At 54.2% G+C, this 22,385-nt stretch carries 18 protein-coding genes; 8 read left to right on the top strand and 10 right to left on the bottom strand.

What is annotated here, in order from left to right; genetic code table 11:
• Window positions 1-67 precede the first annotated feature (67 nt).
• Window positions 68-1,276 carry a multidrug effflux MFS transporter gene (locus E9531_RS13775; RefSeq protein ID WP_136574364.1) on the bottom strand — a complete coding sequence of 403 codons (1,209 nt, stop codon included), beginning with the start codon at window positions 1,274-1,276 and terminating at the stop codon, window positions 68-70.
• Between the two features lie 529 nt (window positions 1,277-1,805).
• Here E9531_RS13775 and E9531_RS13770 point away from each other — a divergent pair.
• The gene (locus E9531_RS13770; protein ID WP_158291794.1) at window positions 1,806-2,855 is read left to right on the top strand and encodes a porin; all 1,050 of its coding nucleotides are present in this window, start codon (window positions 1,806-1,808) and stop codon (window positions 2,853-2,855) included.
• A gap of 440 nt (window positions 2,856-3,295) precedes the next feature.
• Here the strand turns inward: E9531_RS13770 and E9531_RS13765 are convergent, their stop codons facing one another.
• The 6 genes from E9531_RS13765 to E9531_RS13740 form a co-directional block, all read right to left on the bottom strand.
• Entirely contained in the window at window positions 3,296-5,335 is a 2,040-nt protein-coding gene (locus E9531_RS13765; protein ID WP_136574345.1) for an acetyl/propionyl/methylcrotonyl-CoA carboxylase subunit alpha, read from the bottom strand.
• Window positions 5,336-5,384: 49 nt separating this feature from the next.
• Window positions 5,385-6,143, bottom strand: coding sequence for a DUF4126 domain-containing protein (locus tag E9531_RS13760; protein ID WP_136574344.1), 759 nt, complete (start codon window positions 6,141-6,143; stop codon window positions 5,385-5,387).
• A 65-nt stretch (window positions 6,144-6,208) separates the two neighbouring features.
• A complete protein-coding gene (locus E9531_RS13755; RefSeq protein ID WP_136574343.1) occupies window positions 6,209-7,042 on the bottom strand; it encodes an enoyl-CoA hydratase/isomerase family protein in 834 nt (277 codons plus the stop codon).
• A gap of 37 nt (window positions 7,043-7,079) precedes the next feature.
• Window positions 7,080-7,547: an OsmC family protein gene (locus E9531_RS13750; protein WP_136574342.1), complete on the bottom strand. Its 468-nt coding sequence runs from the start codon at window positions 7,545-7,547 to the stop codon at window positions 7,080-7,082.
• Complete coding sequence (locus tag E9531_RS13745; RefSeq protein WP_136574341.1) at window positions 7,544-8,107, bottom strand: GNAT family N-acetyltransferase; 564 nt, start codon at window positions 8,105-8,107, stop codon at window positions 7,544-7,546. Before E9531_RS13745 ends, E9531_RS13750 begins: the two co-directional genes overlap by 4 nt.
• 2 nt (window positions 8,108-8,109) lie before the next feature.
• Entirely contained in the window at window positions 8,110-9,732 is a 1,623-nt protein-coding gene (locus tag E9531_RS13740; RefSeq protein WP_136574340.1) for a carboxyl transferase domain-containing protein, read from the bottom strand.
• Window positions 9,733-9,833: 101 nt separating this feature from the next.
• On the opposite strand from E9531_RS13740, the gene E9531_RS13735 reads away from it, so the two are divergent.
• Window positions 9,834-11,690, top strand: coding sequence for a Na+/H+ antiporter (locus E9531_RS13735; protein ID WP_136574339.1), 1,857 nt, complete (start codon window positions 9,834-9,836; stop codon window positions 11,688-11,690).
• A gap of 24 nt (window positions 11,691-11,714) precedes the next feature.
• Here the strand turns inward: E9531_RS13735 and E9531_RS13730 are convergent, their stop codons facing one another.
• Window positions 11,715-13,421: an AMP-binding protein gene (locus tag E9531_RS13730; protein WP_136574338.1), complete on the bottom strand. Its 1,707-nt coding sequence runs from the start codon at window positions 13,419-13,421 to the stop codon at window positions 11,715-11,717.
• A gap of 134 nt (window positions 13,422-13,555) precedes the next feature.
• Here E9531_RS13730 and E9531_RS13725 point away from each other — a divergent pair, with 134 nt between their 5' ends.
• The 5 genes from E9531_RS13725 (at window position 13,556) to hrcA (ending at window position 19,536) form a co-directional block, all read left to right on the top strand.
• On the top strand, window positions 13,556-14,629 hold the full coding sequence (locus E9531_RS13725) for an AraC family transcriptional regulator (protein ID WP_244610117.1): 1,074 nt from the start codon (window positions 13,556-13,558) through the stop codon (window positions 14,627-14,629).
• 112 nt (window positions 14,630-14,741) lie between these two features.
• Window positions 14,742-15,158 carry a nucleoside diphosphate kinase regulator gene (gene rnk, locus E9531_RS13720; protein WP_136574337.1) on the top strand — a complete coding sequence of 139 codons (417 nt, stop codon included), beginning with the start codon at window positions 14,742-14,744 and terminating at the stop codon, window positions 15,156-15,158.
• Window positions 15,159-15,331: 173 nt separating this feature from the next.
• The gene (locus tag E9531_RS13715) at window positions 15,332-17,314 is read left to right on the top strand and encodes a dynamin family protein (protein ID WP_244610116.1); all 1,983 of its coding nucleotides are present in this window, start codon (window positions 15,332-15,334) and stop codon (window positions 17,312-17,314) included.
• Between the two features lie 72 nt (window positions 17,315-17,386).
• Window positions 17,387-18,526, top strand: a complete 1,140-nt coding sequence (gene mutY / locus E9531_RS13710) for an A/G-specific adenine glycosylase (RefSeq protein ID WP_136574335.1) — start codon at window positions 17,387-17,389, stop codon at window positions 18,524-18,526.
• Window positions 18,526-19,536: a heat-inducible transcriptional repressor HrcA gene (hrcA, locus tag E9531_RS13705; protein ID WP_136574334.1), complete on the top strand. Its 1,011-nt coding sequence runs from the start codon at window positions 18,526-18,528 to the stop codon at window positions 19,534-19,536. The genes mutY and hrcA overlap by 1 nt, the downstream gene beginning before the upstream one ends.
• Window positions 19,537-19,596: 60 nt before the next feature.
• Here hrcA and E9531_RS13700 read toward each other — a convergent pair whose 3' ends face one another.
• Complete coding sequence (locus E9531_RS13700) at window positions 19,597-20,763, bottom strand: MFS transporter (protein WP_136574333.1); 1,167 nt, start codon at window positions 20,761-20,763, stop codon at window positions 19,597-19,599.
• 168 nt (window positions 20,764-20,931) lie between these two features.
• A complete protein-coding gene (locus E9531_RS13695) occupies window positions 20,932-21,597 on the bottom strand; it encodes an ABC transporter ATP-binding protein (RefSeq protein ID WP_136574362.1) in 666 nt (221 codons plus the stop codon).
• 102 nt (window positions 21,598-21,699) lie between these two features.
• Here E9531_RS13695 and E9531_RS13690 point away from each other — a divergent pair, with 102 nt between their 5' ends.
• Window positions 21,700-22,368 carry an arylesterase gene (locus E9531_RS13690; protein ID WP_425293596.1) on the top strand — a complete coding sequence of 223 codons (669 nt, stop codon included), beginning with the start codon at window positions 21,700-21,702 and terminating at the stop codon, window positions 22,366-22,368.
• Window positions 22,369-22,385 lie beyond the last annotated feature (17 nt).

Raw genomic sequence — 22,385 nt, 5'->3', positions numbered from 1 at the left:
AAAGAAAAGTGACAAATCGAGTAGTCACCCTCTCAGGCGAAGCTTCTCTGCGCGTTTCGTGAATTGCTTACGAAGCAGGCGCATGGGTGCGGCCAATGTCAGGCCAGCGGCGGTGCAAAACAATCCAAGCAATTAAGCCGATGGCCCAGAAACTGGCGGAAGCCAACGCGAGCGCCCAAGTGGAATGCATTACCAGTGGCACAATGGCTCCGGCAACCACGCCGTTGGCTGCCGAGTTGATGCAAGCCTGCAGCGAAGATGCCATGCCACGTCTTGCTGGATTGATATCGAGCACCAGCAGTGTGATAGGCGGCATCAGGATGGCCCAACCCAACGAAAAAATACCCAGAGGCGGGATTGCTACAAATGGGAGTTTCACATCGCATAGCGAGATCACTGTATTGAGCAGGCATGCTGCGGCCATGATCAAAAAACCTAGCCGTATCTGTTTTTTCGGCGCTAGTGTGCCTGCCATTTTCCCGCTCACGATAGCCCCTGCCATGATCCCGCCAATCGTGCATAGAAACATCCAGAAGAATTGGGTTGGCTGCAACGCTAAGTGCGAACCTAAAAACTCAGGTGACGCCAGAATGTAGACAAACATGCCATTGAATGGCACCGCACTGCTGATGGCTAACAGGAGAAATCGCGCACTCAACCCCAACTCCATGTAACCCTGTAAAAGTGGTTTGAGTTGCAGAGGTTGGCGTTGGGCGGCTGATAAAGTTTCCGGTAGTGCACGCCAGTTCACTGCCCACAAACCAGCGCCTAAGAGGGTCATGAACCAGAAAATGCTATGCCAACCGAACCACGTGTAGAGCCAACCTCCTAATATAGGGGCAACAGCAGGTGCCAGCCCAAAATACAGGGTGACTTGACTCATGACCTTTTGCGCCTGTGCTGGCGGATAAACATCACGAATAATGGCCCGAGAAACGACCATGCTGGCACCTGATGACAGCCCCTGCACAGCCCGAAATAGAATCAATTGTTCGATGGATTGCGCTAGCGCGCACCCTAGAGAGGCTAAGGCAAATGTGGCCAGCCCCCACAGAACGATAGGGCGCCTACCAAAGCAATCTGCTAATGCGCCATGAAACAAATTCATGAAGGCGTAGGCCAGCAAATACGCCGAGAGTGTTTGCTGCATTTGCACAGGCGACGCCGATAGACTGCCAGCAATTCCGGAAAAAGCAGGCAGGTACGTATCAATGGAGAACGGGCCTAACACACTCAGCGCGGCCAATAAAGCGGGAAACGCCCATACCGAGCGCATGATGGGTAATTCAGCGAAATGCTGTGTGGCAGAGGAGTTGTGCGAAGGGATGTTGTTGTGCATATTCTTGTTGCCCTTACTTGATAAGTGCTTCTTGCTGCTGCGAAACTGTGCCGTCGTTAGTTTGATGTATGCATGGGGCAGAGCGAAGACGGCATTGTAGTTTTTTCAGCCTGAGCGCTCGATCTAGCTTGAGGTATAGCTCGGCCATGACTTGCATTGGTATAGCAGTTGTCAAGTTTCTGCCGTATCGGCTCGCCAACGCTTTCGCTGCTTCTTTCATCGTGAGTGATCGCCACTTGTTATGGTCAGGCTCAGGACGGTGTGTTGTTGCCCTTCTGCAACGAATTTGAGACGAAAGGCCAAGCAATTGCAAATACTCTTTGCCAAGCCTCTCAGGGTCTGTTGCAATACGCATAACTTCCCCACCAGGAGGTTGGCTCGGGGAACCGGCGGGACTGAAATCAGGTGATTCAAAGCCCAAGACCCCCCGTACCGGAGCCCTATGTTTAACCTTGGAGTATCCGCAATGAAAAAATCTCTAATCGCTTTGGCCGCTATTGCTGCTTCTGGCTTGGCAATGGCCCAATCTTCTGTGACTTTGTACGGTGTGGCCGATATCGCTTTGGGCGACGCCAACGATACACAAGGCGCACATTCCAACGGCAACATCAATAACGGTACTAGCCGCATTGGCTTCCGTGGTGTTGAAGACCTGGGTAACGGTCTGAAAGCCAACTTCCAACTGGAACAAGCAGTGCGTCTGGCTGACGGCGCTACTGGTGGTAACGGTGGCAGCGGCACTGGTGCAACTTTTGCACGTCAAGCATGGGTTGGTTTGTCTGGTGACTTCGGTGCTATCCGCGCTGGTCGTCAATTGACTCCTTCTCATGGCGCTACAGCTGCTTACGAATTGACAGGTACTGCTAACTACTCAGCAGTTGCTCTGAACTTCGGTTACGGCGGTGGTTCACGTGACAACGCCATGATCACTTACGCAACACCTAGCTTCGGTGGCTTCAAAGCAACTGTGGGTTATGTGTTTGAAGATAACTACGCTTTGAACAGCACATACGGTGTTGGCGATACTAAAGGTCACTACGACATCGGTCTGGTGTACGCAAATGGCCCATTGGCTGTTGCTGCAGCATACAACTACGCTGAAGTGGACACAGGCTGGAACAAGAAAAGCCGTGTTGAGAACAGCAGCATTGGCGCTTCCTACGACTTCGGCGCTGTGAAGTTGGCTGGTTCTTACCACTACAACGACATCGCTGCTGCTGGTTACCTGGGCGGCCCAACAACTGGTTCCACTAACGTGAACCCAGGCGTTGAAGGTTACTCTTTGGGCGCTTCTATCCCATTCGGCGCATTCAGCTTGACAGCTGATGTGGTGTACGCTGAAGACCGTAACGGCAACCGCGACGGTATCGATGCTGTGGTTGAAGCTAAATATGCTCTGTCCAAGCGCACATTCGTGTACGGTGTTTACTACCGTGCTGACGAAGATAGCCCAACATACGGCAGCAACTTCACCGATAAAAACAACTTCGCTATCGGTCTGCGCCACAACTTCTAATTTGACTACCTACCTAGCGTAGGTTGGTTAAATAGCAAAAACGCCTCGAAAGAGGCGTTTTTTTATGGCTGTGAATTCAATAGTGATGCGTATACAGCATGTGATGGATTTTTTCGTTTTCTTTCCGACAGTGTGTGGAGAATTGAATCTAAAAATACTGCGCGGAGTAAGGCGTGCAACGAAACGATAAAGTTTTAGCGAATCGACATGGCTGTGAATGAGGATAAATGAATATCAGCCCAAGCGACTGCTGCACTGCAACCGTGAGTCGGATGGCTGGTTTGGGTGTGATGCAGCGCTAGTGCTTGTAGAAAGACAAGTCACATCGAAAGGATTTCCCTTTTCCTTTGGATTGGGAGGATGCCAGAGGAGGCCAATCGCTCATAGCATTCTGTCTTATGTGCGATGTCTGCTTAAACGCAGCGTATCGCACACAGGCGCTACTTCGCTTCAGTGAGCGTCAGTAGTTCTGCTCCATCCATGACTTGGTCTCCTGGTGTAAATAGCAGTTCCCCGACAATGCCATCCCGTGGGGCAGCGATGGTGTGTTCCATTTTCATGGCTTCCATGACCGCCAGTGGCTGGCCTTTTTTGACGGCGTCGCCTGTTTTCACGGAAAAAGACACCACTTTTCCTGGCATGGGGGCTGTGAGGCGGCCGCCTTCGCCTTGTTCTTCGTTTTGCCTAAGCGGGTCAATCCAGGTCAAGACGTCGTGACCGCGAGGTGCGAAGATTTCAATGGCATCGTTATGCCGATAAACGCAAAAGCGTGCACTGTGATTAGCGTAGCTGACCTCTATGGCATCGCTCCCCGCAACGGGTACAAAGTGCAGAGTACCTTCACCTAAAGGTGTGGCTTGGTGGTCTCCGTGCGGGCGGATATCCAAATGCAGCGCTCCATCGTTCAGGTAGCTGATCGTGGCGCTGATTTTGTCTTCCCCCTTGGCAAACAAGAAAAAGCGCTTGGCTACACCCCAACCGCGCCAGCCGTCATGGCGATCAAACGGGTCTTTTCCGTGTGGTGTCTTTTCTTGCTGCAAAGCGTGGGCGACGGCAGCTGCAACACTGAACGGGATAGGCCATGCCGTTTGTTTGAACAGGTGTTCTGCTTCGCGTGGAATCAGTGCGGTATCCAATTTACCCTTGGCAAAAGACTCTGTTTTGATCGCCCGTCTGAGAAATTGCACGTTTGTCGGTAGTCCAACAATGTGTAGCTGTGCGAGTGCTTCGTCCAAACGCGCCAGTGCCTGTTCTCTTGTGTCGCCATGCACAATCAGCTTAGCGATCATCGAGTCGTAATAGGGGCTAATGGCATCGCCCTCGCGAACACCATCGTCAATGCGAACCTCGCTGATCGCAAAGCTGCTTGCTTGTGGTTTGCGATAGACAGACAGATTACCGGTGGCGGGCAAGAAGTCATTGTCGGGGTTTTCTGCATTGATCCGTGCTTCAATCGCATGGCCGTGAATGTGCAGTTCCTCTTGTTGTTTAGGTAGTGGCTCGCCGTAGGCAACTCGCAATTGCCATTCCACTAAATCTGCGCCTGTAATGGCCTCGGTAACAGGGTGCTCTACCTGCAGGCGTGTATTCATTTCCATGAAGTAGAACTTCATGTCTTCAGGTTTGTCGTAGCCACCGGGTTGCTCTACGATGAACTCCACGGTACCGGCGCCGACATAGTTCACGGCTTTGGCCGCTGCTACAGCAGCTTGCCCCATTTCTTGGCGAAGTAATGGCGTCATTCCGGGTGCAGGTGCCTCTTCAAGCACTTTTTGATGGCGGCGTTGTACTGAACAATCACGTTCAAACAAGTACACCACATTGCCTTGCGTATCACCAAATACTTGGATTTCAATATGGCGAGGGCGTTGAACGTATTTTTCGATCAACACGTTGTCATCGCCAAAACTGTTGATGGCTTCGCGCTTGCAAGATTGCAGGGCTGCATCAAAGTCTTGTGACTGTTCTACGATGCGCATGCCTTTGCCGCCTCCGCCTGCACTGGCTTTGATCAACACCGGGTAGCCGATGCGATCCGCTTCACGCTGTAGGAGTGTGGGGTCTTGGTCCGTGCCGTGGTAGCCCGGCACCAGTGGCACGCCTGCTTTTTCCATTAGGCGCTTGGATTCTGCTTTCAACCCCATGGCTTGGATGGCCGAAGCAGGCGGGCCAATAAAGACCAAGCCTGCAGTCGCGCAGGCTTTGGCAAAGTCTTCGTTTTCTGACAAAAAACCATAACCAGGATGGATTGCCTGTGCTCCGGTGGCTTGGGCTGCCTCGATGATCCTCTGCCATTGCAGATAGCTTTCCTTGGGCGTGTTGCCGCCTACGCGTACTGCCTCGTCGCAGACTTGGACGTGCTTGGCCTGGGCATCGGCATCGGAATACACCGCTACAGTTTGTATGCCCAAGCGATGTGCCGTAGAGGCAACACGACAGGCGATTTCGCCGCGGTTGGCGATCAAGATTTTTTTAAACATGCTTGTCTCCTCAAGATAGTTGAATACAGCAGCAATAGCGGCGGTTATTTCAGGGGATAGGTTTTCCTGCGGGATGGGGAGCCTCTTTCCCTAGCAGGCGTTGCAGGGTGCGCCAAGCCGCACGTAAGAACTTGAACATCCACCATGTGATGAACCACATGGCTACAACGGCAATGACGAGAAGGACGATAAAAACGACAGGATTGGTCAGGGCCAACCAGATAGCGCCAATACTCATGCCGTCTTCTGCCAAGCTTGCGGTGACGTTGGAGAAAGGCTCTGGAGAGGTATTAATAGCCGCACGGGTGGTCGTTTTCGCTGCCTGACTGGTGGCCGCCAAAGTGCCTCCCATCAAGGCTGCGACCATGGCCATTTGGGCGTTATCAACGCCAAAGACAGAGGCTGCCAGCGCCGCTCCGGCGGGCACACGAATGACGCTTTGCAACACATCCCAGAGTGAGTCGAATCCTGGGATTTTGTCGGCAAAAAACTCTGCAAACAGCATGATGCCGCTGAAGAACAGCACGATGGGGCTTTGCAGCATGCTTAAACCACCAGGCAAGGTAATCCAGTCCATATAGCCAACCAACCCCATGATGAATACGACGGCATAGAGGCGCAGCCCACTGGCCCAGCCCAGCGCGGCAGCCAGTGCAAGCAAGCTGGTCATGTCCATGCCACTCAAGGCATGTTCCATGCGGCCGCTGATTTGACTTGCGGTGTCGTGGAGGGCGCTGCCATTGAGGTGAATGCCAGCGCTGTGCAGGCCTTCAACAAGACGGTCAGTGGTGGTGCTGGCGTTGTCCATATCACTTGCGATCGTTGTTCAGTAGATGTAGCCCAATTTGGTGCTGATGCGTATTGGCTGGCAAGTCAGCTAAGCCATTGGGGTTTGCGCTTTTGCAGGAATGATTGCACCCCTTCTTTGCCTTCGGCACTGGCGCGAATATTGGCAATGCCCTCAACGGTTTGGGCAATTAAATCCGGCGTGATAGCGTGTTCAGCAATATCCATGACCAGTTGTTTGGCTGATTGAACGGCTTGTGGTCCAGCCTGCACCAACGCGCGGGTGATTTCGGCGATTTTTTGATCCAAGGCTGAAACTGATCCATCACTTGTGGTGGCTTGGTTCGATTCAGTTTGTGCCGTTTCAGGCTCTGCCACTAGCGCATGGATGAAACCAATGCGCAGCGCTTCTTGTGCGCTGAAGCGTTCGGCCGTCAAGAAATAACGGTGTGCAGCACGAGCGCCCATTGCCCGAATCACGTACGGGCTGATGGTGGCTGGAATAAGGCCCAGCTTCACTTCGGAGAGGCAAAAGCCCGCCGTTTCAACGGCTACGGCAATATCGCATGCAGCTACCAGTCCCATTCCTCCTGCATACACGTCTCCCTGAATGCGGGCTACAGTGGGTTTGGGGCATGCGTAAATGACGTGCAGCATATCTGCTAGTTTTCCTGCGTCAGCGATGTTTTCTTCGCGGGTGTAATCGGCCATCTGGCGCATCCAGTTCAGATCGGCTCCGGCGCAAAAGGCCTTGCCTTCAGCAGCCAACACAATAGCGCGCACGTCTTGGCATTGGCCCAGTTCGATGAAGGTCTGGGTGAGTTCAGCGATGACGGCATCGTTGAACGCATTGCGCATGTCGGCGCGCGCTAGGGTGACAGTAGCGACATGGTCATGATGGGTGACGTGGAGGTTAGTCATGCTGCGTTGGCTTCGTTAAGGTGAGGTGGCAGTTGTTTCAATAGATATATTGGCGAGGTTGACAAAGCACCTCTGTTTTGACCGATTGCGCAATAAAACACTCTTCATGGGCTTGGTGGTGCAGCGCTTCTAAGGTTGCGGCATCGGGCGCTTGACCTGTCCATTGCACGGCAGGGTATAGCGTGACGCGGCTGACCCATTGCTGCCCGTTGGGGTTGCATGCCATTTCGCCTTCCGCACGGTCGTGGTATGCCTGTGCGATGAAACCGGCTTTCGAGGCCAGCCATAAAAAAGTCAGCATATGGCATGACGATAAGGCTGCCACAAACGCTTCTTCCGGATCGACAGCCTGCGCATCGGACCATGGTGCAGGCACGATGTGTGGCGATGGGGAGGCGGGAATAATCTGTCCGCCGTCAAATTGCCATGTATGGGCGCGGCTATAGCGTCCTTTAGCAAAGTCCCCGCCGTTGAGGCTCCAGTGGATATCGGCGTAATAAGTCATGGCTTTGATGTTGCTTCAAACAAGGAGGTGGCGGTGTGAGGGTGGAGTGCTTTGCGCATCAAAACCGACGCGTACGTTTTGCCACTCCATTGCACGTGCCCTGCATCTGAATAGCCGCGGCGTTGGTAGCGAGCGCGCAGTGCTGTGGCAGGTTCGGCGGTGTCCAGTGCCACAGCACTAAAACTATGGTCATGGGCCCATTTTTCAGCGCAATCGAGTAACCTTTCTGCAATCCCTTGACCTCGGGCTTCGGGGTGGACGGCCAGTTGCGCCAATATGGCATGGCTAAAGTCTGCATACAGCTCAGGTACAGCATCTTGCAAGTAGCGGCCATTGGCAGGTTTGGGCGGGGCGATGCTGATGGTTCCAACCATTTTGGTGCCATTTTCTGCAATGAAGCATTGGCCTTGCGTGGCGCGTTCGCGAGTCGTCTCGGCGCTTTGCGTGGCTGCTGTGAAGTTCCAGCCTTGGGTCGCCAGTGTGGCGTAGGCTGTATGCAGCAAGGTAGTCAGCGCCTCCATAGAGTCGTTGGTGGTCAGGGGACGGATGGTGATGGTCATGTTCACATACGGAAGATGCCGAACTTCGCATCTGCAATCGGGGCATTGCGAGCTGCAGACAAGCCCAGCGCTAAAACCCGTCGGGTATCGACAGGATCGATGATGCCATCATCCCACAGCCGAGCAGAGGCGTAATACGGGTGGCCTTGCTCTTCGTATTGCTGGCGGATGGGGGCTTTAAAGGCCTCTTCTTCATCGGCACTCCATTGGCCGCCTTTGAGCTCAATACCGTCGCGCTTGACGGTAGCCAGCACGCTGGCAGCTTGCTCGCCGCCCATGACAGAAATGCGCGCGTTGGGCCACATCCACAAAAAACGTGGTGAGTAAGCGCGGCCGCACATGCCGTAGTTGCCAGCGCCAAAGCTGCCGCCAATGATGATGGTGAATTTAGGCACATTCGCGGTGGCGACCGCAGTGACCAGCTTGGCTCCATGGCGGGCAATACCTTCGTTTTCATATTTACGCCCGACCATGAAGCCAGTGATGTTCTGTAAAAACACCAATGGAATTTTGCGTTGGCAGCACAACTCAATAAAGTGCGCTCCTTTTTGTGCGGATTCTGAAAACAAAATACCGTTGTTGGCAATGATGCCCACCAGCATGCCCTCAATGCGCGCAAAGCCGGTGACCAGCGTGCTGCCAAAGCGCGCTTTGAATTCGTCGAAGTCACTGTTATCCACTATGCGCGCAATGATTTCGCGTACATCAAACGGTTTGCGTGTTTGGTTACCTGCCGCATCCAGCGGGATCAAACCATAGAGCTCTTCGCTGTCAAAGCGTGGGCTTTCAGGAGTGGCATCGGCAGGGTTGGACGTTTTAGCCCAATGCAGGTTTTTGACTTTCTCACGCGCTAGAGCCAGCGCATGCATGTCGTTTTGCGCCAAATAGTCTGCGACGCCCGAGAGGCCGGTGTGAACATCGCCGCCGCCCAAGTCTTCTGCACTGACGACTTCGCCCGTAGCGGCCTTGACCAGCGGTGGTCCACCCAAAAAGATGGTGCCTTGGTTTTTCACGATGATGGTCTCGTCACTCATGGCAGGAACATAGGCGCCACCAGCGGTGCAACTGCCCATTACTACCGCAATTTGCGCGATCCCCTGGGCGCTCATGTTGGCTTGGTTGTAAAAAATGCGGCCAAAGTGATCGCGATCAGGGAAAACATCGTCCTGGTTGGGCAGGTTGGCGCCACCAGAGTCGACCAAGTACACGCAAGGCAGGTGATTTTGCTGGGCAATTTCTTGTGCGCGCAAATGCTTTTTCACCGTCATCGGGTAATACGTCCCGCCTTTGACGGTGGCATCGTTACAGACCACCATGCATTCCACACCATTGATGCGGCCAATGCCGCAGATGACGCCAGCGCCTGGGGCGGCGTTGTCGTACATGTTCAATGCTGCCAGAGGGGCGATTTCAAGGAACGGAGAGCCAGGATCGAGCAAGGCTTGCACGCGGTCGCGCGGCAGTAGTTTTCCCCGCGCCAGATGTTTGTCGCGTGCAGCGGCGCCGCCGCCTTGCTCAATGGTGCTGAACTGCTGTTGCAGGTCATCAACCAGGGCACGCATTACGCTTGCATTGTTTTGAAAATCTACGGAACGGGCGTTGATTTTTGAGTTCAAAATGGCCATGTTGATGTCCTCGCTGGCTCGGTTGTGAGCTGGTTGATTGTCTCTTGTTGAATTGAATGGCGCTGGGTTGGTCGCATGTGGCCTGCTTGCGCTGGCGCACCATGCATACCCTTGAAATTGTTTTGTTGGTTTTGATGTTTGGCGCAGCATCCGGGCTGCTGGCGCGTTACGTCAAATTCATTCCATTGCCGCTGTTGCAGATTGCGCTGGGTTGCGCATTGTCGTGGCCGCAAGCGGGTCTGCATATTGGTTTCGATCCAGAGCTGTTTTTGATGCTGTTTATTCCGCCACTGCTGTTTGCCGATGGCTGGCGCATCCCCAAACGTGAATTTTTTGCCTTGCACCGCCCCATTCTTCGACTGGCTTTGGGGCTGGTGTTTTTCACGGTCATTGGGCTCGGGTACTTTATCCATTGGTTGATTCCCTCCATGCCTATGCCGGTGGCGTTTGCACTGGCCGCAGTGCTTTCTCCGACCGATGCCGTAGCCGTGTCGGCCATCACACGGAATTTGGGAATGCCCACCAAAACCATGCATATTCTGGAAGGGGAATCCTTGCTCAATGATGCTTCGGGTTTGGTTGCGCTGAAATTCGCTGTAGCTGCAGCCATGACGGGCGCCTTCTCGTGGATGGAAGTTGGCCGTAGTTTTGCCTGGATTGCCATTGGCGGTGTGGTCGTTGGCGCGTTGCTCGGCTGGGCTTTTGGCTATGTGCGCAACTTGGTCACACGCCGCATTGGCGATACCGTATCGACTCAAATGGTGTTGCTGCTGTTGCTGCTGCCTTTTGCTGCCTACATCATGGGGGAGCGTTTGGGCGTCTCTGGCATTTTGGCTGCGGTGGCAGCAGGGATTGCGACCAATTTCACTGACTTGGACCGTGGTCGCTTTGTGACAGAGCGCATGCAAAGCAACGATGCCTGGGAGATGGTCGAGTCGGCTTTCAATGGTGCCATCTTTTTGTTGTTGGGTATTCAGCTGCCGACCTTGATTCGTGAGGCAGAGGGCCGAAGCGACTACAACTGGTGGCAACTGGCCGGGTTGATTGTCGCCATCACCGTAGTGGCGATGCTGTTGCGGGCAATTTGGTTGCACATTGGTGTACAGGGGGCGTTGCGCAAGGTTTATCACAAAGGGGCCTTGGGGCACAACCCCACATTTTTGCTCACCGCGTTGGCGACGGTGGCGGGAATTCGTGGCGCCGTAACCTTGGCTGGCGCCTTGTCGATTCCTTTGCTGCTGCCCAGTGGGCAGGCGTTTCCTTCCAGAGACTTGGTGGTCATGTTGGCGGCAGGAGTCATCATCACCACTTTGCTGATTGGTAGTGTGGGGCTGCCTTGGATCTTGCACAAAATGCCCGCCGTGAAAGAGCATGCTACCGACCGAGAGGAACGCCATGCGCGAGTTGCTGCGTGCCATGCTGCCTTGGTGGCTTTGCAGGCAGAGGAGGCCGCTCCAGGTTCTTCTGGAGAGCAGGCCTTGCGTGCAGCAGTATTGGGCCGAGTGGCGCAGGACTATCGGGAGCGCCTTAACGCATTGGATGACACCAGCGATCCTGATTTGGTCAAACTGCGTGAGCGTGTGCAGCATGGCAAGACGCTGGAGTTGGACATGGGCTTGCGCCTTAAAGGTGTGCAAGCGGAGCGGGAGGAAATTTACCGTCTGCGCCGCAAGCATTTGATCAATGACGATTCGCTCAGGCGTTTGGTGAGTGAACTCGACTTGGCTGAAGTGGCCATTAACCGCCGGATGGAGGCTGCCCAACTCAACAGGCAGGTGGCTGAAGCTGCGTTGGAAGAAGCCCGGCGCAACGAAGCAGAACAAACCCAAAGCACACCAGCTATTGGCAGCGGTGCTAACACTCCTGCCCATACGGAAAAACAGACGACCGTATCGAGTGCCGCAAGCGGCGCCGATTTGATGGCGCCGGATGTGGGCATACAAGACAGCAGGCACTGAGGTCGTGTGCATCATGCGCAGTGATTAGGCGGACGCCGCTTCGGTTAAGCCCAGTTGCTGTTTCATTGCATCACGAATGAGAAACTTCTGGATTTTTCCGGTTACTGTCATGGGGAATGCATCGACAAAGCGGATATAGCGGGGCACTTTGTAGTGCGCAATTTGCCCTTTGCAGAATGCACGCACATCTTCTTCGGTCAGACTTTGGCCTGGTTTGGCGATGATCCAGGCACACAACTCTTCCCCATACTTCTTATCTGGCACTCCGACGATTTGCACGTCCTGAATTTGTGGATGGCGGTAGAGAAACTCTTCAATCTCGCGTGGGTAAATGTTTTCACCGCCACGGATCACCATGTCTTTGATGCGACCCACGATGTTCACATAGCCCTCTTCATCCATCGTGGCCAAGTCACCGGTGTGCATCCAATGCTCAGCATCAATAGCCTCGCGGGTTTTTTCCTCGTCGCCCCAATAGCCATGCATGACTGAATAGCCACGGGTGCACAGTTCGCCTGATTGGCCGCGTGCGACGGTTTCACCAGTGCCTGGATCGACTATTTTTATTTCCAGATGCGGCTGCACTTTGCCCACTGTAGTCACACGTTTTTCCAATGGCGTTTGCGTGTCACTTTGGCAGCTGACGGGGCTGGTTTCGGTCATGCCGTAGGCAATCGTGATTTGGCTCAAGTGCATGCGCTCGACCACACGCTTCATGACTTCAATCGGGCATGAAGTACCGGCCATGATGCCGGTGCGCAAAGTGGAGAGATCAAATTCAGCAAAACGTGGGTGATCCAGCTCGGCAATGAACATGGTTGGCACGCCGTGTAGGCCTGTACAGCGCTCAGCTTGTACGGCTTCAAGCACGGAAAGAGGCTCGAATCCATCGTTGGGATAAACAATGGCGCTGCCATGTGTCAAGCAGGCCAAGTTGCCCAGTACCATGCCAAAGCAGTGGTAAAGCGGCACGGGGATGCAGAGCCGGTCGGTGGGGCCGAGTTCCATGCACTCACCAATGAAGAATCCGTTGTTGAGAATGTTGCGGTGGGTCAGAGTGGCCCCTTTCGGGAAGCCCGTGGTACCGCTGGTGAATTGGATGTTGATCGGATCGTTTTGGCGCAAGCTAGCTTGTGTTTGCGCCACTTGTGCATCGTTGGCAGAACCAGTGGCCAGCACGTCAGAAAAACGCAGCATGCCGACTTGATCTTCACCTTGTCCAGCCACATCAATCCAAATGATTTGGCGCAGAAATGGCAAACGCCGTGCAGCCAATTGGCCAGTCGAGGCTGTGGTCAACTCAGGAGCCAACTCCCGCAACATGCCCAGATAGTCGCTGGTCTTGAAGCTGGGCATTGTGACCAGCACTTTGCAGCCCACTTTATTGAGTGCGTATTCGGCTTCTGAGGTGCGGTAAGCCGGATTGATGTTTACTAAGATCAATCCGACTTTGGCCGTGGCCAATTGCATCAGTACCCATTCGACATTGTTATGCGACCAAATGCCAATGCGGTCTCCTGCTTGCAAGCCCATTCTCAGTAATGCACTGGCAAATTGGTTTACGCGTGCCTGCAGCTGGCTGTACGTCAATCGCTCGTTTTGATGGCGGCTGATGAGTGCATCGTGGTCAGGGTACTGGGCAACCATGGCATCAAAATAGTCGCCAATGGTTTGTTCAATCAAGGCGGGAGTTTGGCTGCCTTTGGCGTAGCTGAGGGCGGGATTTTGCATTGTGTCTCCTGTGGGCCATTCTCATTGCGGCTCGCTGTTGAGTGACTATCTTAATGTTGGTGTGCGTAAAAGTCGTGGCCATGGAGGGTGCAATTTGTGCCAAAATTGTTTGCAACATTGCCTGATTAATGCCTATGACGAAAAATGCTGCCAAGCCTGTCCGAATGCCCATGGATCGAGAGCCCGCTAGGGCGACTCCGGTTGCGTTTTTGCATACCGTTTTGCAATGTTATGAGCAGTACGGGAAAGACCCCGAAAAGGCGTTGGAATATGCACAAATTACGCCATCTGATAGGGCTAATCCGCAAGGCTTGATGACGGCCTTGCAAATGGAGCGATTGTCGGTTTTTGCCATGCAAGAGCTTGACGATGAGGCTTTGGGTTGGCTGTCTCGTCCGATGCGGTGGGGCAGCTATGGTTTTCTTGCGCGTGCCACCCTGAGTGCGCCGAACTTGCGAATCGCTTTGCGCCGTTGGTGCCGCCACCATGGTTTGCTAACCGATGACTTGCACCTGCAATTGGATGAGCGCGCAGGCTTGGCACAGGTGACGGTGCATGAGCGGCAACTGGCTTGTGCGGATAGGCGCAGGCTGGGCTTGATGACACTGCTACGCAATATTCATGGTTTTTCATGTTGGCTGCTCGATTCGCAAATTCGTCTGACCCAAGTCGATCTGCCGTTTGAGGCTCCAGACTACGCTGCGCAAGTGGCGGTCATGTTTCCTGCGCGTATTTGCTACCAAGCTGAACGTGCCAGTTTGCAGTTTGATGTGAACTATCTCGATATGCCGGTGCGGCGCGATGAAGCTGCACTCAACCTGATGCTGCAGCGAGCCTTGTTGGTGGTGGTCAAGCCTTATCGCAGGGACAGGTTGATGCAACAGCGCGTGCGGCAGTTGCTTGCCAATGCCAAACCTGGACAGACGTACACGGCAGAGAGCTTGGCTCAGGCGCTGCATGTCTCTGTGCGTAGCCTGCACCGTTTTTTGCAAGAGGATGGGATGAGTTTGCAGAAAATCAAAGATGAAGTGCATTGCGAGAAGGCGATGCAGTTGCTGCTGCGTACGTCCTACCCTGTCAAGAAAGTTGCTGCCAGTGTTGGATTTGACAATGCCAAGAGCTTTACACGTGCATTTACACGTTGGGTGGGGGTCTCGCCATCGCTGTACCGGCAAAGTGGCGGGAAATGTGGCGTGAATATGGGCTAAAGTGCTGGTTTTACGAATAAAGCAAGCACGTGACGTGGCGCTCAGCGCAAGAAACTGAGAAATGCCAGTGGCGTTGAACTGCACACGTTGTTGCCATTGCAAGGAGTGACCCATGGCCGATGCCAAACCCCCTTTAATTCTCTCTTCACTGGATGTGGACCGCATTGAAGCGTTGCTGGAGGCCATGCCTGCATCGGCCTTTGCGCACCGTGATGCGCTGGAGAAAGAGATAGACCGGGCTGAGATTCTGCCGCCAGAGGAAATTCCCCCTACAGTGGTGACTATGAACTCCACGGTGCGGTTCGTGATTGCTGAAACTGGCAAGGAGTTTGCGCTGACCTTGGTCTACCCGCGCGATCTCCAAGGGATGGACGACCGTGTTTCGGTTTTTGCTCCTATTGGGAGTGCGCTATTAGGGCTATCTGTGGGTGATTCGCTCAGTTGGCCCGCGCCGGGTGGCAAAGTGATGACGGTGCATGTCAAAGAGGTTTTATTCCAGCCTGAGCGCAATGGAGAGTTGCATCGTTAAATTAATGTCAACACAATGGCGTAACAGCCGCTTTGTGCTCTCTTGTTGTTCAGGATGGGCCTATTATGTTGACAACTGTTAAATCGCATTTCAACCGCATTCCATAGGCATTTCTCTGATGGGCCTGCCGGTACGATCAGGCCCATCGTATGCCACACCATAAAGCAATCACAGTGAGCATTGAGAGTCAGACATTCAATCAACGATTTGACCAATATGGGCAATGGCGTGCTGAATTTGCCAAAGAGCTGAGTGTGTTCTCAGCATGGCTCGAAGGCAAAGGCTTGCGCAATGCCTCTGCAATGGAGCGTTTGAGCCGTTTGCATGAGCAAACGCTCGACGATAAGCTCACAGTGGCTTTTGTGGCAGAGTATTCACGCGGCAAGTCGGAGATGATTAACGCCCTGTTTTTCTCCAGCTATGGTCGGCGCATCATGCCCGCCAGCGCAGGCCGCACAACCATGTGCCCAACGGAGTTGACTTGGGATGCGACTTACACGCCCAGTGTGCGTTTGTTGCCCATCGAGACTCGCAAGTTGGGGGCGAGCTTGGCCGACTGGCGGCTCAAACCCTCTTCATGGTTGTCGGTGCCGCTCAACGCCAAATCCGGTGATAGCGTGGCTGCTGCTGTTGAGCGCGTGACCGAAACCATCAGTGTGGATGTGGCCGAAGCGCGCCGTCTGGGTTTTTGGGTGGATGGTGCAGATGATAATCCACCGCTCAATGCGTCTGGCTTGGTCGATGTGCCCAAGTGGCGTCACGCGGTCATCAACTTCCCGCACCCGCTGCTGAAAAAAGGTATGGTGATTCTGGATACGCCCGGTTTGAACGCGATTGGGGCTGAGCCGGAATTGACGATCAGCCTGTTGCCGCAGGCACAAGCGGTATTGTTTATTTTGGGGGCAGACACAGGCGTGACCCGCTCTGACCTGCGTATTTGGCAAGACTTGCTCGGCCCACATGTGGATTCCTCTGGAATGCGTCTGGTGGTCCTCAATAAAATTGATACGCTCTGGGATAGCCTGACCTCCAAGGAAGCGCACCAAACACAGATCCGAAAGCAGCGGCAAACCACTGCGCAAACCTTGGGTGTGCCGCTCAACCAGGTGATTGCGATTTCTGCGCAAAAAGCGCTGGTGGCCAAAATCACCAAGGACGATGCATTGTTGCGTGAGAGCGCGATTCGCCAATTGGAATCGGTGCTGGTTGATACCTTGCTGGGGCAACGCCACCAATTGCTTAACCATGCCTTGTTCAAAGGGTTGGCGGAGTTGCGTGCGGATGCGCAGCAGATACTGACGGTGCGTTTGCGTGACCTGACCGAACAAATGCAGGAGATTGCAGGCCTGCAGGGTAAAAATAGCAGTGCAAGGCGCAGCATTCGTATGCGTATTGCCCGTGAACGCAAAGAGTTCGACAGTAGTGTGCACAAGATCTTGGGTCTGCGTGCGGCGCAAAATAAGCTGCTCAACCAAGGTTTTCAGCAGCTGAGCAGTAAAACCATCAAAAGTGAATTGGCCAGCCTGACGGCTGCACTGCAAGGGAAAATGCTCACTTTCGGCTTTCAGAAACGTTTTTTTGAAACCTTTGATAGCTTGAAGGAGTCGGTGGAAGCGACGCAGGAAATTGCCGATCAGATGCACCGTTTGGCGATAGATGCTTTTGATAGCCTGAATACCGAATTTGGGTTTTCACTCACTGCGCCACAAGCCCTCAATCTTGGGCAGTACATTGAGGATCTGGACAAGATCGCGCAAAGCAATAAAAACCATTTTTCCGTTGCCAATGCGCTGCGGTTTTCTTCGAACGAGTTCAGTGAGCGTTTGGTTGCCGCTATTTCCATGCGCTTGCGTTCTGTGTTTGAGGCTGTCTCCAATGAATTAGAACTGTGGAGTAAGGCTTCTTCCGCCCAATTGGATGTGCAGTTGAAAGAGCGCAGGCATAGCTTTTTGAACCGCAGCGAAACCATTGAGCGTATTGAGCAGGCTGAATTGGATTTGACTGAACGCTTGCAGGAGTTGCAGGCTGATATCGATGCCTTGGCGTCGGTTTCCGAACAATTGCAAGATCGCACTAGCCGATTGGAAGACTCCTTGCATTCCATGCTCAGCAGCCTTGATTTCGACCTTGGACAGCCTCAGCCTGTGCGTGCATGATGGCGCGATATAAACGGCTGTCTTACTTCTTTTGATCTCTGCGCTCGCAGTAGTGCTTTCCTGGTGAAACGCGTGTCCTTTTTTTCAGATCGTTTGGTCGCGTGGCAGCGCAGCAGTGGCCGACATGGCTTGCCTTGGCAAAATACCCGCGACCCCTACCGCGTATGGCTCTCCGAAATCATGCTGCAGCAAACCCAAGTGAAAACCGTGCTGGGGTATTACGCGCGGTTTCTGGAAGTCTTTCCTTCGGTGGATGCGTTGGCGCATGCCTCTGTAGACGAAGTCATGCCGCTCTGGAGTGGATTGGGGTATTACAGCAGGGCGCGTAATCTCCACCGTGCTGCACAAATGGTGGTGGCGCAGTTCAACGGGCAATTCCCTAGCGATCCTGACTTATTGGTGCAGTTACCAGGAGTGGGGCGTTCGACTGCCCATGCGATTGCGGCATTTTGTTTTGGTGTACAGCGTTCCATTTTTGATGCGAATGTTCAGCGCGTAATGGCCCGTTATTTAGGGTTTGAAGAAGACTTGGCCTCCGCATCGGCCATCAAAACCTTGTGGGCTAAAGCCGAAGCTTTGGTTCCCAAGCAGGATGGCGTTAATGCCATGCCAGCTTATACCCAAGGGCTGATGGATTTGGGTGCCACAGTGTGTACATCCAAGCGTGCGCACTGCGGCGCGTGCCCGGTTGCTGGTGATTGCCAAGCCCGTTTGAAGCAATTGACGCATGTATTGCCACGCAAAACCCGTAAGCTCAAACGCAGCTCTTCTACGTGGTACTGGTTGGTGTTGTGCCGCGACCAGCATCATCAATGTGACAGTCAGAGTTCAATTGCGCTCCCGCAACTGGCTTTGCACAAGCGTCCAGACAAGGGCATCTGGGCGCAGCTGTATGCATTTCCTACATTTGAAGATGAGGCCGCGCTTTTGCTGGCGTGGCAAAACCTAGGTGGGCAGGCTGGTGGCTTGGATTGGCAGCCTGGTTTTCGTCATGTGTTGACACACAAAGACTTGAATCTCGTGCCCGTGGTGGCTCAACTTCCAAGCCAGGCAGCACCGTCTGTGCAGATGGTCGGGCATGGCGATATGCCTCTGGGTCACCTCGAATGGGTTGACGTTGATCAGCTTATTCAGGGACGCTGGGCATTGCCTGCGCCTTTATTGGCATGGCTCAAGCACAGCACCTTCGCGGATACCGATAAAATGTGCTGATGCTGGATGACCGCGCCAAACTACTGCTAACCACTCTGATTGAACGTTATATTGAGGACGGGCAACCGGTGGGCTCGCGCACGCTGGCCAAATCTTCTGGTTTGGACCTGTCGGCAGCCACTATCCGCAACATCATGGCGGATTTGGAGGACTTGGGCTTGATTGCCAGTCCGCATACCTCGGCAGGGCGGGTGCCGACGCCAAGGGGCTACCGCCTATTTGTCGACAGCATGATGACCGTGCAGCGTGAGCAGTTGCATATGCAGGCGCCTTCCCTGAGCGTGGACCAACCGCAGCGCGTGATCGCCAGTGCGGCGCAAATGCTCTCGAGCATGTCCCAATTTGTGGGCGTAGTGGTGGCGCCGCAGAAAAGTTCGGTGTTTCACCACATTGAATTTTTGCGCCTGTCCGAGCAACGCGTACTGGTGATATTGGTTTCCCCAGATGGCAATGTGCAAAACAAAGTGGTGCTGACCCAGGCCGATATCTCGCAAGACCAGCTCTCGGAGGCCAGTAACTTTCTCAACGCCCATTATTCGGGTTTGTCGGTCGATCAAGTGCGTGAGCGTTTGCGTACCGAGGTCAACCGCTTGCGTGGTGAAATTGCCGGCTTGATGGAAGCGGCCATGAGTGAGACTGCACCTGCTGACGGCACGACCGACAAAGATGTGGTGATTTCTGGCGAGCGGAATCTATTGGCCGTGAGCGACTTTTCCAAAGACATGGACAGTATTCGCCGCGCATTCGATTTGTTCGAGCAGAAAAATCAAATTTTGCAACTGCTCGATGTCACGGGCCAGGCCGAAGGCGTGAAAATTTACATTGGTGGCGAAAGCCACATCGTTCCTGTTTCGGAGCTTTCCATTGTCAGCGCCCCTTACGAAGTGGATGGCCACGTGGTAGGGACCTTGGGCGTCATTGGCCCCACCCGTATGGCTTACGACCGAATGGTGCAAATCGTCGATATCACCTCTCGCCTACTGACCAACGCATTGAGCAGACCAAAATAAAAGTGTGGAAATGCCCGTTTTAGGATGGCGATATGGGGTCTGTATAGCCCCATCAATGCCTTAACGTTTTCTCAAGGCGGGCACGGCAACTGTTAAGCAAGCCAACACCGCCAAGCCAGCCCCACACCACATCACTGCGGCATAGCCCAGACCGGCCTTCAGGATCACACTGCCGACAGCGGCACCAATCGCATTGCCGCAATTAAATGCCCCTACATTGACTGAAGAAGCTAAACCAGGTGCGCCGCTGGCAGCGCGCATGACGCGCATTTGAACTGGCGGTACCACGCCAAATGCGGCAATAGACCAGACCAACAGCGCAATAGCGGCCCCTACATGTGTTTGGGCCAGATAGGGAAAGGCCAGCATGCTGATGGCGATGAGCGACAGAAAGCTCAGTAGCGTTTTGACCAGTGAGCGATCGGCCCAGCGCCCGCCTAAAGTATTGCCGATCGTAAAGCCAACACCAGTGAGCACCAGCATGGCCGTGACAAAACCTGGTGAAGCATTGGTGAAAGTTTCCAGCGCGGGATTGATGTAGGTGTAGAGCGCAAACATCGCGCCTGAGCCCAAAACGGTAGTTGCCATGGCCAGCAGTACGGTAGGTTGAACCAATACACGCAGTTCAGCACGGACATTGGGCATGCTGCCACGACTGCCTTGCGGCAGAGCGAGGGCCAGTGCAGTCATGGCCAGCAGACCTAACGCTGAAATGGCCACGAAGGATTCGCGCCAGCCTATGGTTTGCCCTAGCCAGGTTGCGACGGGGACGCCGCCAATATTGGCAATCGTCAATCCTAAGAACATCGTGGCAACGGCGCTGGCTTGCTTCTCTCGTGGCACCAAGCTGGCAGCAACTACTGAACCAATGCCAAAAAAGGCACCGTGGTTCAGGCTGGTGATGATGCGTGCCACCATCAGGCTGGCATAGTCTGGTGCCCAGGCTGATAGTAAGTTGCCGACAGTGAAAATCGACATCAGCGTGATCAAGGCTTTGCGCCGAGGCCAGTGGGACAGTAGCAATGTCATGAAAGGCGCCCCGATCATGACACCAATTGCGTAGGCAGATATCAGCATGCCGGCAGAGGCGATGGAGACATCCACACCGGCAGCAATCGTGGGCAGCATGCCCATGGGGCCGAATTCGGTGGTGCCAATGCCGAAGGCGCCGACGGCTAAGGCCAGTAAAGGCCAGCGGGAATGGGAGACGGCAGAAGCAGAAGTCATGGACGCGCACTGTGGGGTAGAAAAGGCCCCAGATTGTTGCGCGAGTTGCAAGGTGGTGCGATTGGGTGTAGGTGGAAACCCTTGGCTGTTTGCGCCAACCGTCGCAGTGCGCTCTCAAATGCCTATTTTTTGGTATGGCGCAAAGCCCACGTTTGAGCAGTCAAGCGCTTAACTTTCAAGGTGGGCGTGCCCAGCATCGATACGCACGCGCATAGTACAGCGCGCGGCCAGTTCTCGGTCGTGGGTCACCATCACCAACGTGGTGCCGAGCTCTTGGTTGAGTTGGAGCATCAATTCCATGACCGCGTGGCCAGTGGCGAAGTCCAGGCTGCCGGTGGGTTCGTCTGCAAACAGTACTTGGGGCTGCACCACAAAAGCACGGGCCAATGCTACGCGTTGCTGTTCTCCCCCAGACATGACTTTGGGGTAGTGGTTGAGCCGTTGGGACAGGCCCACACGGGCAAGCATCTCGGTGGCCTGTGTGCGGGCATGCCGCTGTCCTGCCAGCTCCAGCGGGAGCATGACGTTTTCGAGTGCCGTCAAACTCCCCAAGAGCTGGAAGTTTTGAAATACAAAACCAGTCTTTTGTGCCCGCAGCGCCGCCCGCTGATCTTCATTGAGCGCAAAGATATCTTGCCCATCTAGGTAAACAGTGCCTGTTGTGGGCGTGTCTAGTCCCGCAAGAATGGACAGCAAGGTACTTTTGCCTGACCCGGATGCTCCGACAATGGCGACCGTGGTTTGCGCAGGCAATTGCAGGTTAATACCGTGCAAAATTTGCAGGGTTCCTGTGGAGTCCTGGACTGCTTTGCCCAACTGATCCACCATAATCATCGGCTTGCTGGCTGAACTTGGGCGCGTTGGTGCGCTCTCAGGTGCAGTGTGAACAATAGGGGAAGCAGTGTGATCAAGGTTTTTCATCGTCGCCAATGTAGCGTGACTGTAGTGTCTCGTATCTTTTTGGGGCTTTTTTGGGGTGTGTTGGTGTGGGGGTTAGTCGCGCCGTTGGCGCATGCCAGCGGAGTCAGTGCGGCTGCCCGAGGTACGAAAATGCTGGTGTTGGGGGACTCGATCAGTGCAGAGTATGGGTTGGCCAGAGGGCAGGGCTGGGTTCAACTGTTGAGCCAGAAATTGCACGAGGGCTCTTCCAAAGTGGAGGTGGTCAATGCCAGCATCAGTGGCGAGACCACTGCAGGCGGGCGTAGCCGTTTGCCTGCATTGCTGAAAGCGCATGCACCGGCATACGTGGTGATTGAACTGGGGGGCAACGACGCATTGCGAGGGTTGCCGCTGAGCAGCACGCAAGACAACCTGATTGCTATGGTGGATGCAGCGCAAGCGGCTAGGGCGCAGGTCTTGCTGCTGGGCATTCAGGTGCCGCCCAATTATGGGGCCAAGTATTCCAGCGAGTTTGCTCAGGTGTTTGCGCAAGTGGGTAAAGACAAAACGGTAGCGGTGGTTCCCTTCATCTTGGAGGCCATTTCAGACCCCGCAGACTTGGACAAGTATTTTCAAAGCGATCGTATCCATCCAAATGCGCAGGCTCAGCCGTTGATTGTGCAAACGGTGTGGCCAGCGGTGCAGGCGTTGCTCAAGCAGGAATAAGTGAAGCAAGGCCAAAA

It is taken from the genome of Lampropedia puyangensis, assembly GCF_004833285.1.
Classification (GTDB): domain Bacteria; phylum Pseudomonadota; class Gammaproteobacteria; order Burkholderiales; family Burkholderiaceae_C; genus Lampropedia; species Lampropedia puyangensis.
The sequence above is the reverse complement of the archived record's forward strand: the minus strand, read 5'-3'. Positions and strand labels throughout refer to the sequence as shown.

What these genes read in the sequence shown, in the direction of transcription:
- E9531_RS13775 (WP_136574364.1), bottom strand. Translation starts at nt 1,276, where the DNA reads ATGCGCTCGGTATGGGCGTTTCCCGCTTTATTGGCCGCGCTGAGTGTG.
- E9531_RS13770 (WP_158291794.1), top strand. Translation starts at nt 1,806, where the DNA reads ATGAAAAAATCTCTAATCGCTTTGGCCGCTATTGCTGCTTCTGGCTTG.
- E9531_RS13765 (WP_136574345.1), bottom strand. Translation starts at nt 5,335, where the DNA reads ATGTTTAAAAAAATCTTGATCGCCAACCGCGGCGAAATCGCCTGTCGT.
- E9531_RS13760 (WP_136574344.1), bottom strand. Translation starts at nt 6,143, where the DNA reads ATGGACAACGCCAGCACCACCACTGACCGTCTTGTTGAAGGCCTGCAC.
- E9531_RS13755 (WP_136574343.1), bottom strand. Translation starts at nt 7,042, where the DNA reads ATGACTAACCTCCACGTCACCCATCATGACCATGTCGCTACTGTCACC.
- E9531_RS13750 (WP_136574342.1), bottom strand. Translation starts at nt 7,547, where the DNA reads ATGACTTATTACGCCGATATCCACTGGAGCCTCAACGGCGGGGACTTT.
- E9531_RS13745 (WP_136574341.1), bottom strand. Translation starts at nt 8,107, where the DNA reads ATGACCATCACCATCCGTCCCCTGACCACCAACGACTCTATGGAGGCG.
- E9531_RS13740 (WP_136574340.1), bottom strand. Translation starts at nt 9,732, where the DNA reads ATGGCCATTTTGAACTCAAAAATCAACGCCCGTTCCGTAGATTTTCAA.
- E9531_RS13735 (WP_136574339.1), top strand. Translation starts at nt 9,834, where the DNA reads ATGCATACCCTTGAAATTGTTTTGTTGGTTTTGATGTTTGGCGCAGCA.
- E9531_RS13730 (WP_136574338.1), bottom strand. Translation starts at nt 13,421, where the DNA reads ATGCAAAATCCCGCCCTCAGCTACGCCAAAGGCAGCCAAACTCCCGCC.
- E9531_RS13725 (WP_244610117.1), top strand. Translation starts at nt 13,556, where the DNA reads ATGACGAAAAATGCTGCCAAGCCTGTCCGAATGCCCATGGATCGAGAG.
- rnk (WP_136574337.1), top strand. Translation starts at nt 14,742, where the DNA reads ATGGCCGATGCCAAACCCCCTTTAATTCTCTCTTCACTGGATGTGGAC.
- hrcA (WP_136574334.1), top strand. Translation starts at nt 18,526, where the DNA reads ATGCTGGATGACCGCGCCAAACTACTGCTAACCACTCTGATTGAACGT.
- E9531_RS13700 (WP_136574333.1), bottom strand. Translation starts at nt 20,763, where the DNA reads ATGACTTCTGCTTCTGCCGTCTCCCATTCCCGCTGGCCTTTACTGGCC.
- E9531_RS13695 (WP_136574362.1), bottom strand. Translation starts at nt 21,597, where the DNA reads ATGATTATGGTGGATCAGTTGGGCAAAGCAGTCCAGGACTCCACAGGA.